Origin of the sequence: Amycolatopsis rubida, from assembly GCF_900115345.1 — a bacterium.
Classification (GTDB): Bacteria; Actinomycetota; Actinomycetes; order Mycobacteriales; family Pseudonocardiaceae; genus Amycolatopsis; species Amycolatopsis rubida.
Map to the genome: position 1 here is coordinate 425,530 of NZ_FOWC01000001.1, position 18,348 is coordinate 443,877.

18 protein-coding genes are annotated in these 18,348 nt (G+C 73.2%); 2 read left to right on the forward strand and 16 right to left on the reverse strand.

The genetic code is table 11. From position 1 onward, the window contains the following. Positions 1–19 precede the first annotated feature (19 nt). From BM362_RS02150 to BM362_RS02170, 5 genes are all read right to left on the reverse strand, one after another. Positions 20–1,771 carry a VWA domain-containing protein gene (locus BM362_RS02150; RefSeq protein WP_093572028.1) on the reverse strand — a complete coding sequence of 584 codons (1,752 nt, stop codon included), beginning with the start codon at positions 1,769–1,771 and terminating at the stop codon, positions 20–22. 47 nt (positions 1,772–1,818) lie between these two features. After that, positions 1,819–3,030, reverse strand: a complete 1,212-nt coding sequence (locus BM362_RS02155; protein ID WP_093572029.1) for an AAA family ATPase — start codon at positions 3,028–3,030, stop codon at positions 1,819–1,821. 1,068 nt (positions 3,031–4,098) lie between these two features. After that, entirely contained in the window at positions 4,099–7,101 is a 3,003-nt protein-coding gene (locus tag BM362_RS02160) for a BTAD domain-containing putative transcriptional regulator (protein WP_093572030.1), read from the reverse strand. After that, on the reverse strand, positions 7,101–7,523 hold the full coding sequence (locus BM362_RS02165; protein ID WP_093572031.1) for a hypothetical protein: 423 nt from the start codon (positions 7,521–7,523) through the stop codon (positions 7,101–7,103). The genes BM362_RS02160 and BM362_RS02165 overlap by 1 nt, the downstream gene beginning before the upstream one ends. A 32-nt stretch (positions 7,524–7,555) precedes the next feature. After that, the gene (locus BM362_RS02170) at positions 7,556–7,945 is read right to left on the reverse strand and encodes a hypothetical protein (RefSeq protein ID WP_093572032.1); all 390 of its coding nucleotides are present in this window, start codon (positions 7,943–7,945) and stop codon (positions 7,556–7,558) included. A 99-nt stretch (positions 7,946–8,044) separates the two neighbouring features. Between BM362_RS02170 and BM362_RS02175 the strand changes: the two genes are divergently transcribed. Then, positions 8,045–8,575, forward strand: coding sequence for a hypothetical protein (locus tag BM362_RS02175; RefSeq protein WP_143132352.1), 531 nt, complete (start codon positions 8,045–8,047; stop codon positions 8,573–8,575). Positions 8,576–8,583: 8 nt separating this feature from the next. Here BM362_RS02175 and BM362_RS02180 read toward each other — a convergent pair whose 3' ends face one another. From BM362_RS02180 to BM362_RS02230, 11 genes are all read right to left on the reverse strand, one after another. Further along, a complete protein-coding gene (locus tag BM362_RS02180; protein WP_342029772.1) occupies positions 8,584–9,045 on the reverse strand; it encodes a TadE/TadG family type IV pilus assembly protein in 462 nt (153 codons plus the stop codon). Further along, the gene (locus BM362_RS02185; protein WP_143132353.1) at positions 9,042–10,022 is read right to left on the reverse strand and encodes a hypothetical protein; all 981 of its coding nucleotides are present in this window, start codon (positions 10,020–10,022) and stop codon (positions 9,042–9,044) included. Before BM362_RS02185 ends, BM362_RS02180 begins: the two co-directional genes overlap by 4 nt. A 49-nt stretch (positions 10,023–10,071) precedes the next feature. After that, positions 10,072–10,512 (reverse strand): TadE/TadG family type IV pilus assembly protein, encoded by a 441-nt coding sequence (locus BM362_RS02190; protein ID WP_093572035.1) that lies wholly within the window; start codon positions 10,510–10,512, stop codon positions 10,072–10,074. Positions 10,513–10,514: 2 nt separating this feature from the next. Further along, on the reverse strand, positions 10,515–10,709 hold the full coding sequence (locus BM362_RS02195) for a hypothetical protein (protein WP_043835512.1): 195 nt from the start codon (positions 10,707–10,709) through the stop codon (positions 10,515–10,517). Positions 10,710–10,774: 65 nt separating this feature from the next. Further along, positions 10,775–11,668: a type II secretion system F family protein gene (locus BM362_RS02200; RefSeq protein WP_093572036.1), complete on the reverse strand. Its 894-nt coding sequence runs from the start codon at positions 11,666–11,668 to the stop codon at positions 10,775–10,777. Beyond that, the gene (locus tag BM362_RS02205; RefSeq protein ID WP_093572703.1) at positions 11,665–12,597 is read right to left on the reverse strand and encodes a type II secretion system F family protein; all 933 of its coding nucleotides are present in this window, start codon (positions 12,595–12,597) and stop codon (positions 11,665–11,667) included. The genes BM362_RS02200 and BM362_RS02205 overlap by 4 nt, the downstream gene beginning before the upstream one ends. Continuing rightward, positions 12,594–13,973, reverse strand: a complete 1,380-nt coding sequence (locus tag BM362_RS02210; protein ID WP_093572037.1) for a TadA family conjugal transfer-associated ATPase — start codon at positions 13,971–13,973, stop codon at positions 12,594–12,596. The genes BM362_RS02205 and BM362_RS02210 overlap by 4 nt, the downstream gene beginning before the upstream one ends. Next, complete coding sequence (locus tag BM362_RS02215) at positions 13,970–14,902, reverse strand: CpaE/TadZ family protein (protein ID WP_093572038.1); 933 nt, start codon at positions 14,900–14,902, stop codon at positions 13,970–13,972. The genes BM362_RS02210 and BM362_RS02215 overlap by 4 nt, the downstream gene beginning before the upstream one ends. Beyond that, a complete protein-coding gene (locus BM362_RS02220) occupies positions 14,902–15,621 on the reverse strand; it encodes an SAF domain-containing protein (protein WP_244287015.1) in 720 nt (239 codons plus the stop codon). Before BM362_RS02220 ends, BM362_RS02215 begins: the two co-directional genes overlap by 1 nt. Positions 15,622–15,749: 128 nt before the next feature. Next, a complete protein-coding gene (locus BM362_RS02225; protein WP_244287016.1) occupies positions 15,750–16,769 on the reverse strand; it encodes a hypothetical protein in 1,020 nt (339 codons plus the stop codon). Next, positions 16,763–17,335, reverse strand: coding sequence for a hypothetical protein (locus BM362_RS02230; protein WP_093572039.1), 573 nt, complete (start codon positions 17,333–17,335; stop codon positions 16,763–16,765). Before BM362_RS02230 ends, BM362_RS02225 begins: the two co-directional genes overlap by 7 nt. Before the next feature lie 219 nt (positions 17,336–17,554). Between BM362_RS02230 and BM362_RS02235 the strand changes: the two genes are divergently transcribed. Beyond that, the gene (locus BM362_RS02235) at positions 17,555–18,205 is read left to right on the forward strand and encodes a prepilin peptidase (RefSeq protein ID WP_093572040.1); all 651 of its coding nucleotides are present in this window, start codon (positions 17,555–17,557) and stop codon (positions 18,203–18,205) included. Positions 18,206–18,348: the final 143 nt, after the last annotated feature.

Below are 18,348 nucleotides of genomic sequence, written 5' to 3' on the forward strand. Positions count from 1 at the left end.
TGCCGCCCCGGGCAGCGATTCAGCGGGTCGCGCGCAGGGCGGCGGTGGCGGCCTGTCCGATCGCGCGGGCGGTCACGGCAGGGTCGGTGAGCGCGTGCACGGTGGCACCGTTCATCGGTTCGGTGCCGGGTTTGCCGGGCGCCAGCCACAGCACCGCGCATCCGCTGCCGCGCAACCGGTCGAGCATCTTCTGCCCTTCCGCCCGGTATTCGGTTTCGAAGTTGCCGTCGGAGATGATCACCAGCAGGCGCGCGGCGGTGGGGCGGGACAGATCGAGGGCGCCGTCGAGAGCGCTGATCGCCGTGTCGATGGTGTGACAGCCGAACCCGGTATCGAATTCGGTCACTTTCGCCGGGCTGCTGCCGGGGCGGGTGATCGAGGTGACACTGCCCGAGCCGAAGGTCACGGTGGCGGTGACGGCGGGCACGGCGGTGTAGCGGGCGGCGTGCGCGAGGATCCAGGCCGCCGAGGCGGCGGGATCGGTGAAGGCCCGCATGGATCCGGTGACGTCGCAGATGACGCCCAGCCGCAGCGGCGGGGCGGGCACGGCGGCGCGGGTGGTGCGGGTGAACGGTTCGGCGGTAGGGATCGCGCCCGCCGCGCGTTGGGCGTCGGCAGTCATCGCGCCGCGCATCCGCAGCCGTCCCGGGGGCACGGTCGAGCGGGTTTTCGCAGGAGTGCGGTCGCGGTGTCCGGCGGTGGTCAACGCGCGGGCGAGGTGCCGCGCGGCGGTGTGCTCGGCCGCACTCGGCGCGCGGGTTCCCCGGATGTGGCGGGCGGCCGGGTCGTATCCGGTCCCGGCACCGCCGAAGACCGTGTTCGCGGTGTCCTGTGCCTGTCGGCGTGCCTTCTCGTCGGCGGCGCGCGCCTCCATGGCTTGGGTGACGGGGTCGGTGGGGGCAGACTCGGCGGCGACCGCGCGGGCGATCGCGGCGGCGGCGCTGGTGATCGCGGCCGCGAGCGGTGACGGCGCCCCGTTGCCGTTCGCCGTGGGGTCGGCGTTGGGGGTGTCGGGCGGCTGGTCGGGGTCGGCGCCGATGGTTTCGCACCAGCGGCGTCCGAGTTCGATCATGCGCGTGCCGTCGTCGTCGGCGGTGGCGTGCGCGGCGCGCCAGATGGTGCGGAGTTTCGCGAGGGTGCCGTTGCCGATGACGTCGCGCACGGCGCGGGCGACGCGGGCGACTTCGCGGCTGGTGAGGATGCCCGCGTCCACGCGCGCCAGCAGCAGCGCGGCGCTGCGGGCGGCGTCCTGCGCGGTCATCTGGGGCGCGGCGGCGGGGTCGTTCGCGCGGGTGTCGGCGAGGATGAGGTTGGTGGCGCTGGCGCGCAGCCAGTACCGGTCGCCCGGGCGGCGGCGCACCTGTGCCGCTTCCATGCGGGTCTCTTCCAGCAGGTCTGCCGCCGCGACCGCGCCCGGGGGCGCGCCGTCGGGCGCGCGCCACGCGGAATGCTTGGCGTGGCCGCATTCGTGGGTGAGCAGCCCCCACGCGGTGCGGTAGCGGCGGCGGTCGCCGACCCGGTGCGGCGCGACGGTGGCGGGGTCGACCCCTTTGTCCAGGTGCGTCCCGTCGACTTCGATGGTGGCGAGGTCGGGGAAGAAACAGGCCGGGGCGCCGTGCCCCGCTCCCGGGGCGACGGTCACCACGAGGTCGTCGCGGTCGGCGATCGCGGGAACCTCGTCGCCGAACGCGGCGGACAGGTCCAGCCAACCGGGGGCGGCGGGAAACACGGCAGTGGGCGCGGCGGCGGGTGCGGCTACGTGTGCGGTCACGGTGTCTGTCCTTTCCGGACGGTCGCGCGGGCGCGACGGGCAGCGGGCTAGAACTGAGGTCCGAGTTCGAGCGGGGTGACGTTGGCGCCGAACACGTTGCGCACAACCTCGGCGACCACGTCTCGGTCCTCTTCCGGCGCGGTGTTGATCAGGTTCCCGGCGGCGAAGGACATGCCCACCGCGTCGGCGACTCGGTTGAACGCGATCAGCTCGCGCAGCTGGGGCGCCCACCCGAGTTCGCCTTTTTCCTGCCGCTGGGCCAGATTCCGCGCCACGCGCACGGCTTTCGGGTCGATCTTGAGCTGGACGGCGAGGTCGTAGTCGGTGGGCACGCGAATCTGCACGGAGAACCGGGACGAGAGCGCGTCGGTGAGCACCGCGCCGTGCACCCCGGGGTTGTGCCCGCCGATGACGTAGAACCCGTCCACGGCGTCGACCACCTCGTTTTTGTGGCTTTTGATCAGGATCTGGCGGCGGCCGTCCATCGCGGGGTACACCACCGCGAGCACGGTCGGCGGGATGAGGGTGGCGTCGTCGATGAACAGCGCGCGGCCCTCGCGCATCGCGGTCGCCAGCGGCCCGTAGGCGAACTCGTAGCGCCCGTCCGGGGTCTGGACGTAGGACCCCACGAAGTCGTCGGTCACGGTGTCGCTGTCGCCCTGGACGGTCACCAGGTCGTCGAACGCGGCCTCCACCACCGACGTCTTCCCGGTGCCGGGCGGGCCGTACATGAGCGCGGACACCCCCGCCGCGCGCAACCGCCGCAGCGCGGTCACGTCCGACAGCCCGGACAGCTTGCGCGGGTGGTACATCTGCCCGTTCGGACGGCGCACCGGTCCGGTGACCAGCGGGGCCGGAGCGGGCGGCGTCGCGGGTTTCGACGTCGCGGGTTTCGACGTCGCGGGTTTCGACGGGGCGGGTTTCGACGTCGCGGGTTTCGACGGGGCGGGTTTCGGCGGCGCGGCGGCGGGTACGGCGCCGCGCGGGGCGACGGTGGCGGCTTTGGCGGCGTCGGCGGTTTTGGCGGTCGCGCGGTAGGTCAGCGGGCTGGTTCCGGCTTTTTCGGCTTCCCCGCGCGCTTCCAGCGTTGCCAGCGCGTTCCCGACCGCACCGGAGGACTTCCCGCCCAGGGCGGTGGCGATGGCGCCGGGGGTGTGCGCGGCGGCGGGGTCGAGGGCGAGCACTTCGGCCACCTGGCGGCGGAGTTCGCCGTTGGGCAACCGGGGCGCCGTGCCCGGGGCGGCGGCTGGGGTGGTCATGGCGTCGGGTCCTTTCGCGCGGTTGTCGCTGCGGCCGGGTCGGGGAATCGTTGCGGGGCGGATGCATCGGCCCATACCGGGCCGGTTTTTCTTTTCGCTACGCCGGAATCCGGCCGATGACCGGCGGTCGTGCGGGCGGCGGTGTCGGTGCTGGCGTAGCGCATGGCGGTCCCCGTTCGCGGATTCCGGTTTTCCCGGCGGTGGTTTTTCGCTGTTTCCGGTTTTCCCGGTGACACAACAAACGTAACTCGACCTCGTGATGCCGCGCAATAGTTTTCCGGGGTTGTTTTCAATGAATTTCGACCGCATTTCGGCGACAACGGCGGGCATTTCACGGAAATGTTTGCGCAGGTCGGGACGCTTGGGAATGGTTCGGGACGGGAACGCCGGCCATAGGCGGGACTGCGGAGGAGTGCAGTTCTTTTCAGAGAAAGGCCGGCAGCCGAGAGCCGGACAGGGTGAGCGGAGCGCACTGGCGAGCAGGTCCGCAGCGAGGACGAGAGCGGATGACTCCGCCGCCGGGTCCGATGTGCTTTCCTGCTTGGTGTCAAGCGAGTCTGGGACATCGGCGGATCCCCTCGCAGGGGGTGTGAGCTGCAAGAACAGCTGATGCGGGGGGATCCGCCTTAGCCGGGTGCCGGAGGACGAGGCTGATCGGCCGGGTCGGCGGCCCCGCGGTCGGCGGTCGCTCTCCGCGTCGTCGCGGGCCGCGAGCGCGGTGCCGGGAAGCCGCGCGAGGACGCGGCGCCCGGTGCCCGAGGCTCTGGTGTCGCGCTGGACGTCGCGGCCGCGCATCCGGTGCCGGGCCGTATTGCGCGGCAGACGCGCGCGACACTCGACGGGCAACGGTGTCGGCGTTGTCGCGGAATACGGAGTCGCGTCCACGGGATTCTTTTTCTTCGGCATCGTCGATTGCGCTGTCACGGTCGACGCTAGCATCGGCGCGATCGGTATCGCGGTGCGAAATCGAGGTATTTCACTGTTCCGCGCAATTGCCTCGATCGCCCGGGAATCGCGTCTCGTTTTCCGTTCCGGCGAGGTGATGACGGGAACCGTCGGTGCGCTCATTCACGGCGCCGTGGATCGGGAAAACTCGTCGACCGGTATCCCGGTGTCGCGGGCGCGCAGCCGCCGGGCGAGGTCGACGGTGTCCGTGTCGGGTGCGGCGTCGATTTCGTCCAGGCGGGTCCGCAGCAGGGCCAAGGTGCGGGAGATGGCGTCGTGCCGGCCGAGTGCGTGCTGCAGGCGCATGATGTCGCGGTAGAGCAGCTCGTTGTGCGGATCGAATGCGCGCGCGGTCTCCAGCAGGTCCAGGGTGTAGTCCGGGTCGTCCGCGACCCGGGCGCGGGCGAGCGCGACCACGGCGTCGAGCGCGTCGCGCCGCGTCGCTTCCCGGGCGGCGGCGAGCCATTCGGCCTCCAGGCCCTCGGCCAGCGCGCCGCCGTAGTGCGCCACGACCGCTTCGCAGGCGTCGGCGCGCCGCTCGGGCGTAGCGGCGGTGCGGCGGGCGATGACTGCGTCGGCGAAGCCCCAGTAGTCCACCTCCACCGCCGCGGGGTCGAGCCGGTACCGGCCGTGCTCGGCCAGCACCAGTTCGCCGGCCGCGCCGCGGGTGGCGGCGTCGAGGGCGCGGCGGATCCGGGAGAGCACGGTGCGGAGCACGCTGGCCGGGTTGCGGGGCGGCTCGTCGGGCCACAGGGCGTCGACGATCCCGTCCCGGGACGCCCCGCCGGGATGGACCGCGAGATACACCAGCAGTTCGACCGGGCGGCTGCTCAACTCGCCGTACAGGTCGCGGGTGTCCTCGAGCCGGGAGGGATCGGGCCGCCAGTGCAGAGCCGGCGTGCCGAACACCGTCAGCACCAGCGGCGCCGCGGGCGTCCCCGCGGCCTCCGTCGGCGGCGGCAGCGGGCGTGGTTCGCTGCCGCGGTGCGCGTCGGCCTCGGCGGCCGCCGGTTCCGGTGCCGGTGAGCCCGCAGTGATTTCCAGACGGCCGGGGCCGTCTCCGGCACGTTCCGGCGGGGAAGGAGCAGCCTCCTGCGTCGGCGTTCGGCGAGGCGCAAGGGCGCGGTTGCGGGGTTCGGGGGCGTCGCTGACGCCGCCGGCGTCGGGGGGTTGTGCGGTGCGCAGGAAAGCCAGCAGGTCGCGGGTGGCGGTCTCGGGCAAGGTGAAGGCGCGGGTGCCGCGCAGGGGTTCGCCGAGGCCGGGGTCGGTCGCGGAGAAGATCCCGCGCGCGGTGACGTAGGCGGTCACCCCGGGACGCCATTGGCCCAGCAGCAGCGCGGCGAGGCCGTGCTGGGCGCCGTTGTCGAGCAACTGCTGCAACCGCGCCTGCCGGTCCGGCTCGCCCGGCGGCGTCGCTATCAGGACGGCGGGCCGGGACGGTTCCGGCGCGTCGAGGGCTGCCAGTGCGGTGTCCAGGTCGGCCACGACGGCGACCGTGTCCGGCAGGCCAGCGGCGGGCACCGGCACGCCGAGCAGCCGGGCCAGATCCGCGGCGGGCACGAACACCCTCGGCACTGATCCGCCCTCGGACACGGCGGTGAGCACGCTGAGCAGCAAGGCGCGGGCCGCAGCGTAGCCGCCAGGCCCAACCAGTCCCAGGCCATGTACGCGAGCCAGGTCGAACGCGACCTGCGTCCCTTCGCCCGCCGCGGCGTTGACGGTCTCGCCGCCAGCACCGGGCGCGGTCGGGTCGAGAGCAATATCCACCACTGACGGCGGCTCCGCCGGTCCGGTGCCAGGGGCCGAGGCGGTGCCGATCACCCGGCGGACGCGCGGCGCGAGCACCCGCACCTGGCCCTCGGTCCCGGTGTCCGCGCGCCTCGATCGCGCTGCGGCACCGCAGCGACCGGGGTCGGGCCGGTCCTCGTGCGTGGCCGGGTCGTCGGTCCCGGTGTCGCCCGCCTCGTCGGTCCCGGCCTCGAGTTCACTGTCTTCGTCGTGGTGCTGGGCGCGAAGGTGGGCCAGGCGCAGCCGGTACACCACGGGCGCGACGGGCAGGTCGTCGCCGCGCCGGCCGCTGCCGGGCCGGTAGCGCGCGTGGCGCCGCCGTCGCGCGCGCACGAGCAGGGCACTGACCGCTGCCGCTAGGCCCAGGCTGACGAACACCTCGCCACTGCCCCAGGTCACCGCGCCCCCGGCGGGTTCGTCCGCCGCCGTGCCGGCGGCAGGATCCGTGGTGGCCGGGGCGGGCTCCGAGAGAGGTGGTGTGGCGGGAGGTGGCGTGGTCGTGCTCGGCGCCGGGGGCGCTGGTTCGGCGGCGGGAGCTGGGCTCGGGGGCGTCGGTTCCGGGGGTGCCGGTGGTGGAGCAGGCGGGCTGGGCGGTGGGCTGGTCGTGGGGAGGCGGAGGGTGTCGCCGGGGTGGATCAGGTGCGGGTTGCTCAGCACCCGTCCGCCAGGCTGGGTGCTGCCTTCGTTGAGCGCCCAGATCTCCGGCCACCGGTCCCCGTCGCCCAGGCAACGTTGCGCGATCCTCCACAGCGAGTCGTGCACTCCATCCTCCGGTGGCCGGACCCGCTCGGTTCCGGGCTCGACCGCAGGCTGGGACCGGGACAGCGGGGTGCCGGTGTGCTCGCCGGCGACCGGTGGGGTCCGTGCGGGGGCGGTCGCGATGACCGGGGCGTGGCCGACGGGCCGGGCGGCCTCGGCGGGGGCAGCGGGTGCGGCGGTGGCGGTGCGGCCCAGCACGGCGACCAGCAGGGCGCCGACGAGCACGGCCGCGACGCGGCGCACCGGACCCGTCTGCCGGCGCAGTTCCGGCCACCGGGCACCCCGGGCCACCTCGACCCCGCAGGCCGCGACGTCGATGACGAACACGAGCCAGATCAGCCATGCCAGGCAGGCGAGCACGTCGAGCAGGAAACGTGTCGACATCGGCGCCATCAACACCGACCCGATCTCGTCCAGGTTCGGCAGGTGATCGGGCAGGGGCCATCCCACGCCGTAGATCAGCGCTGCGGGAAGACCAGCCACGAGCGCGGCCAGCAGGATGGCCGCGAGCAGCCCGCGCGCCACGCGGCCCAGCAGCCGCCCGACGCGCGCGATCCCTGCCCGACGAGACGGCACCATCAGTGACTCGCCACACGCCCCGCGGCACCGCCGGCGACGGACTCAGGTGCCGCCGGTGCCGCGGGGCGTGTGGCACGCGCCGCGGTGGCGGCCTGAGTGCCCTTGCCGGGAGCGTCGTTCTTCTTCGCGCTCGGTCGCTTGCGCTTGCCGCCGCGGGCGGGCTTGGCGGCCTGGTCGCGCCAGCGGGCGAGGTCGTCGGCCGGGACGTCGGTGACCTGGGCCAGCTCGGGCACGTCGATGACCTCGCCCGCAGCGGTCAGGACCTCGCCGAGCTCACGTTCGAGGTCGGCGAGCTGCCCGGCGAGCTCGGCGTGCCGACGGGCCAGCTCGCCCACGGCGGTGGCCGCTCGGGCGCGGCGCACGCTGCGTGCGGAGTCTCGTTCCTGAAGCCGGCGGGCGATCTCTTCTTCCGAGGCGACCATGCCGTTCTCCTTCCGTGACGGCGCAGCCGCGGTCAGGGCTCGATGCCGCTGACACCGCGCTGCGGGTGGGCGGCGCCCCGCCCATGGGCATGGATGGCGTCGATCCCGACCAGCGACAGCAGCTGGGTTCGATACGTGGCGGTGACCTCGACCGTCACGGTGTCCCCGGCCACCTGGACCGTGCCGGTGGCGCCGACGCTGGCCAGGTACCGCTGGGCCAGGTCCCGGGCCCGCACCGGATCGAGCCGAACCACGCCGCTGGCGCGGTATGCCGCGAGGTCGAGGGCTTGAGCGCCGGCGCGGGCGGCGGACTCGGCTTGCCCGCCGGTGCGGACCTTGCTCGCCAGGGCGAGGCCGCCGTCCAGGCTCAGGCCGGTCAGGGCGAGCAGCCCGATCAGCAGCGTGAGCACGAAGGCGGTCACCCGGCCTTCCTCGGCCCGCCACCACCGCAGCCCACGCCGCACCGCCGCACCAGGAACGCCGGTGCGCGACGGGGCGGCGGGGTGAGCAGAATGGGCCGCGTGACCGCGCCCGCGACGCAGGAATCGCCCTTTGCGAGTGAGGACTGCCTGACCGCCTGGCACGAGGCCGGACACGCGGTCGTCTACCTGATGCAGAGCCGGTCGCTGCGTTACGTCACGCCGCGACCCCGCACCGCCGGGCGGGCCGGGTTCACCGCGGTCCGGCCTCGCCGGGTCGATCTGTCCGCGCTGGCGGTCGTCGCCCATGCCGGACCGCTCGCCCAGGCACGCTATGTCCTCGACACCACCGGCGCGGACGAACGACTCCACGAGGACGACGTGACCGCCGACGACGTCCGCCTCGACGCCTACCTGCATGGCGGGCACGACGACCTCGCCGTGATCGCCGAAGCCCGCCGCGCCTACGGCCTGGCCGCCCGGCGACCCGACTTGTGGGCGGGCATCGCGCAGGACCTGATCGACCGGCACTGGACCGAGATCGGCCGTGTCGCGGCGGGGTTGCTCGAGCATCGGACGTTGACCGGTGCCCAGCTCCGCGCCTGCGTCCCCGGGCACTGGCTCGCGCGCTGAGTCGACCATCACCCACCCCCCGGCTGGTGCCAGGACCGGTAGGTGTCGACGACTTCGCTGGCGGTCGATTCCAGGGTTTTCCCGCCGGGCAGCAGCGCCTGACCGAAGTCGACCGTGCAGCGCACATGCACGGTCACCGCCCCAGCGGGCACGAGCGAGCCGGACATCGTGGTGGTGACGCCCCGGCAGACCAGTCCGGCTTGTGCGAGCGCGGCGCTGGCGGTGTCGCGGGCGGCTTTGATCGCGGCCGTGGCGCTGCGTTGCAGGGTGGCGGCCCGGGCGGCTTGGTGGGCGGCGTCGTCGAGCCGCAGCCGGGCGTCGACGCCGCGATGCACCACCACCGCCAGGAACACCAGCAGCATCACCAGTAGCGGAGTGACCAGCACGGCCTCGGCGGTCACCGAGCCGCGCTCGGCGGCCCACCACCTCCGCAACCGGACCGTCATTGCCTTCGGCGCGCGCCCGGTCACGACTGCCCCTCTCCTGACCGGCCTCGCCGCGCCAGCGCCCTCGAGGATGAGGTGCCGCGGCTGAGCCCGCGGGGCAGGATGCGGAGAAGCCGCGACCACGACGAGGGCGGCTGTTCCCACGGGAACGCTCCCGCCTCGGTGATGTCGCGGGCGGCGGTGATGTAGGCGAACACGTTCTGCGGCAACGCTTCCGCGGCCTCGGTCAGCCGCCGGACTTCGGCGTGGCCGGGCAGGGCGGCGAGGATGTGGTCGGTGCGGGTGGTCAACTCGGTGTGGCGCAGTTTCGCCTCCCAGGCCCGGGTCAGCACGACGCAGCCGTGCACGTGCTGGACGACCTCGTCCAGGGCGTCATCCATCACCAGGACCGCTTTGCGTGCCGCGACGGCCAGCTGGCCGACCACGGAATCGGGATCGGCGGCGAGTTCGTCAACCAGTACGCGGGCGGCGCGGGTGCGGTCCAGGCAGCACAGCGCCTGCCAGACCACCCGGTGCACTTCACGCGGTACGCCTGGGTCGATCCACGTCCGGGCTGGGCTGCGGTGCAGTTCGCCCACCCCGGCGATCAGGGTCCGCACCGCGTAGCTGGCGGGGCCGAGGTCGGTGAAATCGCGGCTGCGGAAGAAGAACTCACCCCGCACGCGATCCAGCCGACACGGGCTCCCCGGGCCGTGGCGATGGTCGGTGAGCATGCGGGCGGCGCTGTACCAGCCGGCGAACAGGCTCACGCCCACCGCGAGAATTCCGGCCCCCAGCGCGAACACCGCGCCGAACCCGCTGCCGGACGCCGCCGCGAGCACCGCCAGGGCGACCCCGGCCAGTCCGGTGAGGACAGTCCGCGGACGCAGACCCGCACGGACACGCTCGCCACGCCACCGCGCCTGCGGGATATCAGGGTTGAGCAGCACCGAATCCGGCCCGTCCGGGAACGTCGCCGCGCGCACCGGCATCACCGCGTCAGGCGGGTTATGGTGTGCCATAAGGCTTTCCTTTCGGCCGGTCGCCGAGATCGCTGCTGCGGCAAAGGAATTAGGGCGCGGTGTCGGGCGCGAAACGCTCGATCTCGCCGGAGGCTTCGGCGTGCACGTGCAGGTGCACACCGGGCAAGACCGCGGCGGCCTCGCCACGGATACTCACCGACACCGCGGCCGCACCGCGGGACACCGCGAGCTGGGGCTCGCGCAGGGGTCCGGCGGCGAGGTCGTCGAGCAGGCGCTGCCCGGCCGCCTGCCCGGCGCTGGTGGTGCCGTCCTGGGTCCGGGCGGCGGCCAGGGCCTGGGAAGCGGCGGCCTGCGCGACGTGGGTGGCGTGCGACCACACCGCGAACTGGATGATCGCCAGCAACGCCAGCAGCAACAGCGGGGTCGCGATGACCAGTTCGACGGTGACCTCGCCCCGGTCTCCACGCAGCGCGCGCCGGATACGCTCGGCCAGCGCGCGGGCGCGAGTGCGGGCGGCTCTGGTGAGCATCCTCAGCCGCCGAGGTTGATCGAGTTCGCCTTTTGCGTCAATTTCGCCACAATGATCGCGATGATGGCGATTGCGGCGATGGCCATCAGGGCGGTGACGATGACGGTGGTGGTGATCTCCCCGCGCTCCGGGTCCGCGCGCAACAGGACGATGCGTGCACGCGTCAGCTCCCAGAGGGTACGGATGTAGTGCAACATGGTGGTGCCTTCTTTCCCTTGTGGTGCAATGCCTTTCTCGATGGCGAGGAGGGATATCGGGTGGGCTAGAGTCCATTGAGGACTTGGATTACCGCGGGATAGGCGATGAATCCCAAGAATCCGAGGAACAGCAACGTGACCGGCAGGGCCATGCGTTCGGTGGCGGCCTGGGCATCGGACTCGGCGTCGGTGACCTGATGGGTCCGCAGGGCCTGGGCTTTCGCGGCCAGCGAGGCGCGCACGCGAGCGCCTTCGGTCCCGGCCAGCGAGATTGACGCGGCGAGTTCGGACAGTTCGGTGATGTCGAGTTCCTCGCCGAGCTGGCGCAGGGTGTTCCATGGGGTGGTGCGGGTCAGCTGGGCGGCGTGCAGGGCGCGGCGGATCTTGTCGAACGCTGGCCCGGCTCCGACGGCTGCGGCGTCGCCGAGAGCGGCCTCGACCCCGGCGCCTCCGGCGAGGGTGATCCAAACGAGGTCCAGGAACGCGGAGAGGGCGTCGCGGAATTCTCGCCGCAGCCGGGTGGCCTTGGCGCGGACGTCGAGATCCGGGGTCAGGAAGCCGAGTGCGGCGAGCACGAGCCCGGCCAGCAGCGGCACCTCAAGTCCGAGCGAGAGCCCGCCCAGGGCCAGCAGTGCTTGCAGCAGCCACGGCGCCAGCAGCCCGGCCACGGCGAGCAGTGCTTTCGACGCCAGGTGGGTATCGGTGCCGCGGCCGGTGACCCGCAGATCGGCCTCGATCTTCGCGCCCGGCAGCCCAAGCATGCGCAGGCCAGGGACGAACACCCGGCCCCAGCCGCGCACCCAGGCGGCGTCCGCCGCCGCAACGATCGGTGTGGCCAGTGGTCGCGTACTGACCTGGGCGAGCCGGTCGCTCAGTGCCGGCGCCGGTGGCAGGGCCCAGGTCAGCAGCAGCCATAGACCGGCACCAGCACCGGCACCGAACAGCAGAGCGGGGATCATGAGCGCTCACCTCCGCCGACCGTCGCCTCGTCGCCGTCAGGCACTCCGGTCACGTCCGGGATGTCGAGGGCCAGCACCCGCGTTTGCCGTCCACTGGTGGCGATCCGGGCGAGCCAGGCGAACCCGGCGGCGAACAGGGACCCGATGAGCAGCATCACGATCTGGCCGGTGGCGGTGTTGTAGACGTCGAGGTAGGCGCGGTTGAACACCACAACCCCGGCGGCGAAGGCCAGCGTGGTGGCGACGATGACCCGCACCGAGGTCCGCGTCCGAGCCCTACCGGTCTCGACCCGCATCCGCATCGCGGCCTGCCCGCGGGCGGTGGTGGCCAGCGAGCCGAGCAGGTCGCCGAGCTGGCGAGCCTGGTGCTCGGCAGCGAGGACCAGGGCGGCGAGGACGAGGTCCGCGGTCGGGTCGTCCAGCTCGCGCGCCAACGCTCGCAGCGCCGGCGCCAGGCGCTGCCCGCTTTCCAGCCGAGCGGCGAGGGTGGCGACCTCGCCGCGGATGGCGGCGGGCGCGAGCGGGGCGGTGGCGAGGATGGCTTGCTCGAGCCCCGCCGCGGCGGACAGGACGTCGCGCAGCATCTCCGTCCACGACGCGATCGCCTCGATCCGCGCGACCCGCCGGGCATGGACGGGATCCGGGCCGACCAAGCGGGGCAGGAACCACACCGCGGCGGCGGCCAGCACCGCGCCGACGATCCACCCGGTCACGGCTCCGATCAGCACGCCCGCGCCGACCGCCACGGTCAGGCGCAGCAGGGCACGCCGGTCGCCTGCCTGGCCGCGCGCGGCGCGAACCAGCCTGGTGCGCCGCGAGGGCGGCACCACCGCTGCGGGCGGGCGCCAGGCGGCCACGATCAGCAGCACGCCTACGGCGGTCCCCAAGCCGAGCACGGCGGCGAGAAGGGTGGTGGTGTCGAGGCTCATGGCGTCCACCACCCCTCCGGGCGGGCCAGCAGGTCCGGGTCGAACCCGGCGGCGACCAGGTCGTCGAGGGTGTCCGCGCGCAGCGCCCCCGCCACCGGCACCGCGCGGCCGTCGGGGCCGGGCCGGTAGACCTCGTTGGAGATCACCGATCCGTCTTCGGCGCCGACAACCTCGCGGATCGAGGCGATCACCCGGGTTGTCCGGTCGGTCGCGCGGTCGAGGTGCACCACGAAATGCACCGCAGACGCGATGAGCAGGGCGGTGGCTTCCAGCGGCAGGCGCTCGCGGCTCTGCGCGGCGTAGGAGGCGAGCCGGGTGAACGCGATCTTCGAGCTGGACGCGTGCAACGTGGCCATGGACCCGTCGTTACCTTGGCTCATGGCGTTGAACGCGGGAATGAGTTCGGCGCCGCGGATCTCGCCGACGATCACCCGGTCCGGAGACATGCGCAGCCCCCAGCGCACGAGTTCTGCCTGATCGATCGCACCCTCGCCCTCCACATTCGGTTCGCGGGCTTGCAGGGCGGTGACGTCGGCGTGCAGCTCGGGGTCGAGGCCGAGGCCGAGCTCGAACGCGTCCTCCACGGTGACGATGCGCTCCATGGGGTCCATTTCGGCGGCCATCGCGCGCAGCAACGTGGTTTTGCCGGCGCCGGTGCCGCCGGTGTTCAGCACGTTCTTGCGGGCCCGCACGACCGCGCGCAGGAACCGCTCCAAGCCGACGTCGAGGGTTCCTCGGCGGCGCAGCTGGGCGAGGGTGGCGGTGAGGTAGCCGTGCCGGCGGATCGTGCACGCCGTCACCCCGCCCGCGGTCAGACCGAGCACCGCGAAGAGCCGTTCACCGCCGGGCAGTTGAAGGTTCAGCGCGGGACTGCCTCGGTCGAACCGGCGCTCCTCGGACGACGCGCGCGCCGCGAGCGTGCGGATCAGGTCGGTGAGTTCCTCGTTGGACGCCGCCACCGGGGCGACCTGGGCGCGGCGGCCGTCGCTGTATTGGACGAAGACCCGGTCGTAGCGGTTGACCGCGATCGTCTCCACCGACGGGTCGGCCAGCAACGGTTGCAGACCGCCGAGCCCGAAGACCTCGTCGAGGACCTGCTCGACGACCCGCTGCTCAGTTGCGGAATCGACCAGGGAGCGCCCGGCGAGGAGTTCGGCCTCGCTGTGCGTAGCGACCGCGGTGTCGAGGACCTCGCGGCCGATCTCCCGGCGCCGCGCCAGGGACAACGGCCCGTCATTGGTGCGGGTGGCGGCCTCGACCCGGCCGGGCAGGTCCGTGGTCAGCGCCTGCCGAAGTCGGGCGCGCAGCCTGTGCTCGGCGTCATCCGGGCCGCCGGGCGCGGCAGGGGGCGCTGCTGGGTAGTCGGTGCGCGTCATACGGGTGGCTCCTTCCCTGCGGTGCTGGGCTGATGGCCGTTGCGATGCGGATCGCTGACCTGCGGCGGCGCGGGCACCAGGCGCGGCGGGTGAGGCGCCGGTCCGGGCGGGGTGATGACGCCGCCGCCCCGCTGATGGCGCACCTGCTGGGCGGGTACGCCCGGCACGGCCCCCGGCGCGTTCGCCGACGGCGAGGCAGCCGGGGCGGCGGGTCCGGCCAGCGTGCGGGCGAGGGCCGCGGCCTGCTGGGCGAGGCCGCCATTGCCGCGGCGGCGGGCCGGTGGTGGCCGATGCCCGGTCAAGGTGGCGGCAGCGGCCGGGTCGTGCGGGATGCGGCCGATCGCCGGGACGCCCAGCTCGCGCTCGACATCGGCGGTCGGGTAGCCGTCTCCGGTGAGCAGCAGCCCGGGACGCGGGGTCCAGCGGGCCAGCTCACCCAAGCGCGCCGCGGTGTGGGCGAGGTCGTCGCCCTGGGTGCCGATCACCAGGACCAGGGCGTCGGCGCGGCGCGCGATTGCCTCGGCCGGGGAACCCGGATCGACGCGCCCGCAATCGGCCAGCGCCACCACGCCCGGTTCCTGGGCTACGACATCCAGCAGCGGCCCGTCCGGGGCGGTGGCCAGGGTGGACAGCGCGGCGCGGGCGTGCGCGCCGCCGGGCGGGGCCAGCAGCACGCGGGCGCCGCTGGGCAGGGCCTGGGTGTGTTCCCACACCACCGCGGGGTCGCGGGTGCGGCGCGCGGCGGCGGCGAGGCTGACCAGCCCCGGGCTCGCGGGCAGGCCGAAGCGCATCGCCAGATCGCCGCCGGCCGGGTCGACCTCGGCGACCAGACGGCGGGTGTTCTCGGTCTGCGGCCACTTCACGGCCAGGGCCACGGCCAGGGTGGTCACTCCCGGCGAGCCCTTCACCGAACACAACGCGATGAGCATCAGCGGCCACCACCCGCGGGTTGCATCACCAGCGCGAGCTGCCCGGCCGGGACCTGCGCCAGCTGCGCCGCGCTCCCGGTGTCGAGGTCCAGGGACACCACGGTCGTCTGGTCCGTGCCCGCCGGGGCGACGCCGACGACGGTGGCCCGCCAGGACGTACCCGGGCCTTGGCCTTGCGCGGTGGCGGTCGAGGTTCCCGCCGCGGTGGCGGCGGTGACCACGACGCTCACCGGGGTTCCGGCGGCGAGTTCGGGCGGGAATTGCCCAGGCTTCACGCCGACCGCGACCACGGCCCGGCCCGCCGCCGGGATCGCGGCACCGCCCACCGCATCCGGGGTCAGCAACGCTCCCGGCCCGAGGCTGGTCGCCATCGGCCGCCCCACCACGCTGGCCGCCTGGTCCGCCGGAATCAGGGCCACTCCCGGGGCGGCGGACACGTCGATGCTGCGCAGGTCCGCGGGCGTCAGCACGTGCCCGAGCGCGACTGGCTCCGCCAGCGCCAGCATCGGTACCCGATCCTGGGTGCTGGTGGTCCACCACACCGCGCCCCCGACGCACAGCACGACCAGCAGCACCCCGGCCACCAGGTGCGGCAGCCGCCTGCGGCGACCGCGGCGCGGAGCCGATGTCGAGGGGGAGCCGGAACGGTCCAGCCACGACACCGGCCGGGGTTCACCGGTCGCGTTGTGGCCGCGTGCGGGAGTGTCGGTGCCGGTCACGAGAAGACCTCCAGGCATAGCTCGCCCGCACCACGTATTCATCCGGCGATTTGCAGCCGCCGCGAATACGCGGTCAGGAAAGGAAAGAAACGAAAACGACTAATTCAGTTGGGAAAAGACATTCCGGCCTATCCGGTGCCCAGGGCCTGGGCTTCGGCGACCCGGAAGGACGCCGCAGCACTGGTGGTCATGTCCGGGAAGGTCCCCGCGGCCCCGCCGCCGGACCAGGTGATCCGCCACGACACCGTCGCCGTGGCCGGGAACCGCTCGCCCGGGGCACCGGCCGAGGATCGTTGGTAGGTGTGGCCGCAATCGGGCGAGGACGCGTGCGGATCGCCGTGAGCGGGGAATGGGGTGCCTGGCCCGGTGCAGGTCACGGTGCTGCCATCACCCATCGCCCAAGACACCGAGGTCGGGGTCGCGGTCGCGGTCACCGAGATCGCTGGCACGGACGCTGTCGCCGATTGCGGCTGCCACATCGCGCGGTCCAGCCACAACCAGGTCGGCAGCCGCACCAACTGCGTTCCTGCCGGACTCGACACGATCGCCGGGCTCGGCAACCGAAGCTGCGAGCGGGCCTGCTCGGCCAGTTCCTCCGGCGAGGGCAAGGGCGCCGCACCCGGTGCCTGACCGTCGGGAATCCATACCGGTGCCCGGTAGAGTGCGTCGCGCATGCCCTGGCCGGAACATTGGTAGACGTACCACCCGCCGCCTTGCCCCGGAGCTTGCGCCAGGACCATGCCTTCGGGTCGCGAACGGGACAGCGACACGAACTGCACACCGCCGGAACGCGAGGGCCGTGGGTGGTAGCTGACCGTCTGCACCCCGTTCGCCGGTGGCTGGTAGTCGCTGCGCACATACGAGCAATCGGCCTTGTTATCGTCGCCGCCGACAATCCGGTCGCCGGGTGGAGGGGCTGGGGCGTCCGGGGCCCCAGCTTGTGATTTCGGTTCGCCGGGGCGCGGCCCCGGTCGCGGTGCGGGCTTGCCGCCACCGCGTTGTCCCGCGCCGAGTTCACATCCGGCGTAGGAGTTCTTGCCGCAGTTGACGTCGCCGTACCAGTCGCCGGCCAGGGCGGGTGTAAGGCTCGCGAGCATCGCGGCGGAGGTCACGATGGTCAAGGTGCCCAGTCGTCTTGCCGTCAGCATGTTCCGGTTCCTTCCACAGCGAACCGGGTCACCCGCCAGGAGCCGTCGACAGCCAGCTTCACCTCGGCGTTGATCAGGTGCTTGCCGCCGGGCTCGTTGTCGGCGGGTTGCCCGTTGTCCGCGCGGTACTTCAACCAGTTCGTGGCATCCGAGCAATCGCGGATCATCACGGTTTTAGGGGCGTCCTGCGGCTCTGCGGACTGCACGACCGGGGTGTTGACGGGCTTTCCCTTGGTGATCAGGCCGTTGTAATGATCGGCGTACATCTGGCGCGACAGCACCGACAGCGCGTCGCCGGTGGCATGGTCAGCCAGCCGGGGCGACTGCCAATCGGACGTGGTCGCCACGGCGGCGACGTCCTCCCACATCCCCAGGTAGGCGGTGCTGGCCTTCTGCTTGGCGATGTCGGCGGACGAGGCGCCCGTGGTGCTGGGGGCGGGCGACGGTGTGGGCGTTGAGGTGGCCGGGGCCGCGCCGGTGTCTGAACTGCAGGCGCCCACGCTCAGCCCGAGCCCGGTCGCGGTGGCGAGAGCGGCCAGGGCGAGGCGGGTGCTGCGGTGGGTCATCACGGTCCCCCAATTCGTCGACGGTCGCTGGTCAGCGCGGGCAGGCACCACCGTGGTGCACCCCGGTGGCGGACTCGTCCCAGGACCGACTTTCATGGCGTTGGCGCTCCGGGCAGCCGCTCCCGGGTGAAGTTCACCCATTGGGTTGAGCACGGGCGGGGTCCAGGAGCGGGCGGGCAGGATGGCGTACAGGGCGATCATGCGAAGGCCGGGGGGATCGTGTATCTGACGACCAGCAACTGGTGGTGGACCGCTGGTGCCGCCGTGGCCGGGCTGGCGCTCGGCGCTGCGGCCAGCAGGCTCACCCGCCGGTTTCTGCGAGGCGAGCGGGCGCTGGCCGGGTCGTGGTGGCTCGGCGCCGTGCTCACCGCCGCTGTCCTGGGGTTGCTGGGCTGGCGCGTCGGAGCCCGCGGCGAACTCGCCGTCTACGGGTTCGTGGCCGTGCTGGCGGTCCCCCTGGCGGTCATCGACTGGTGCGACCATCGGCTGCCCCGGTTGTTGACGTGGCCACAGCTGGCCGGCGCCTTGGTGGGGTTCGGGGTGCTGTGCCTGGTGCGGCACGACCCCGCACCGGGTGTTCGGGCGCTCGCCGCGCTGGCTGCGGCGGGCGTGCTGTTTCTGGTTCTGCCCGTGGCCACGGGCGGAGGTGTCGGCGCCGGGGACGTCGGCGCCGCTGCCGTGGTAGGTCTGGTGACCGGGTGGAGCGGATGGGCCCAGGTCGCGGGAGCGCTGCTGGTGGCCTCGGTGCTCGCCCTGGTGGTGCTCGCCGTGCCCGGCGCCCGCCGACATCAAGAGAACGGAGCCACGGCGGTGCCGTTCGGTCCGTGCCTTCTGGCCGGTGCGCTGGTCATGGTGGTAGTCGGCGGGTAGCGCCGTACTCGCCACAGCGGATTGCGTGCGGTAGAGGCGTGGAGTCATCGCGCGTACTGCTCCGATCGGGAGGATCTGCGGTGTCGTGCGGTGGCAAGCGGCGTGGAGGGCGCGGGCGATCCCGGGCCCTCCACACCGGGTCT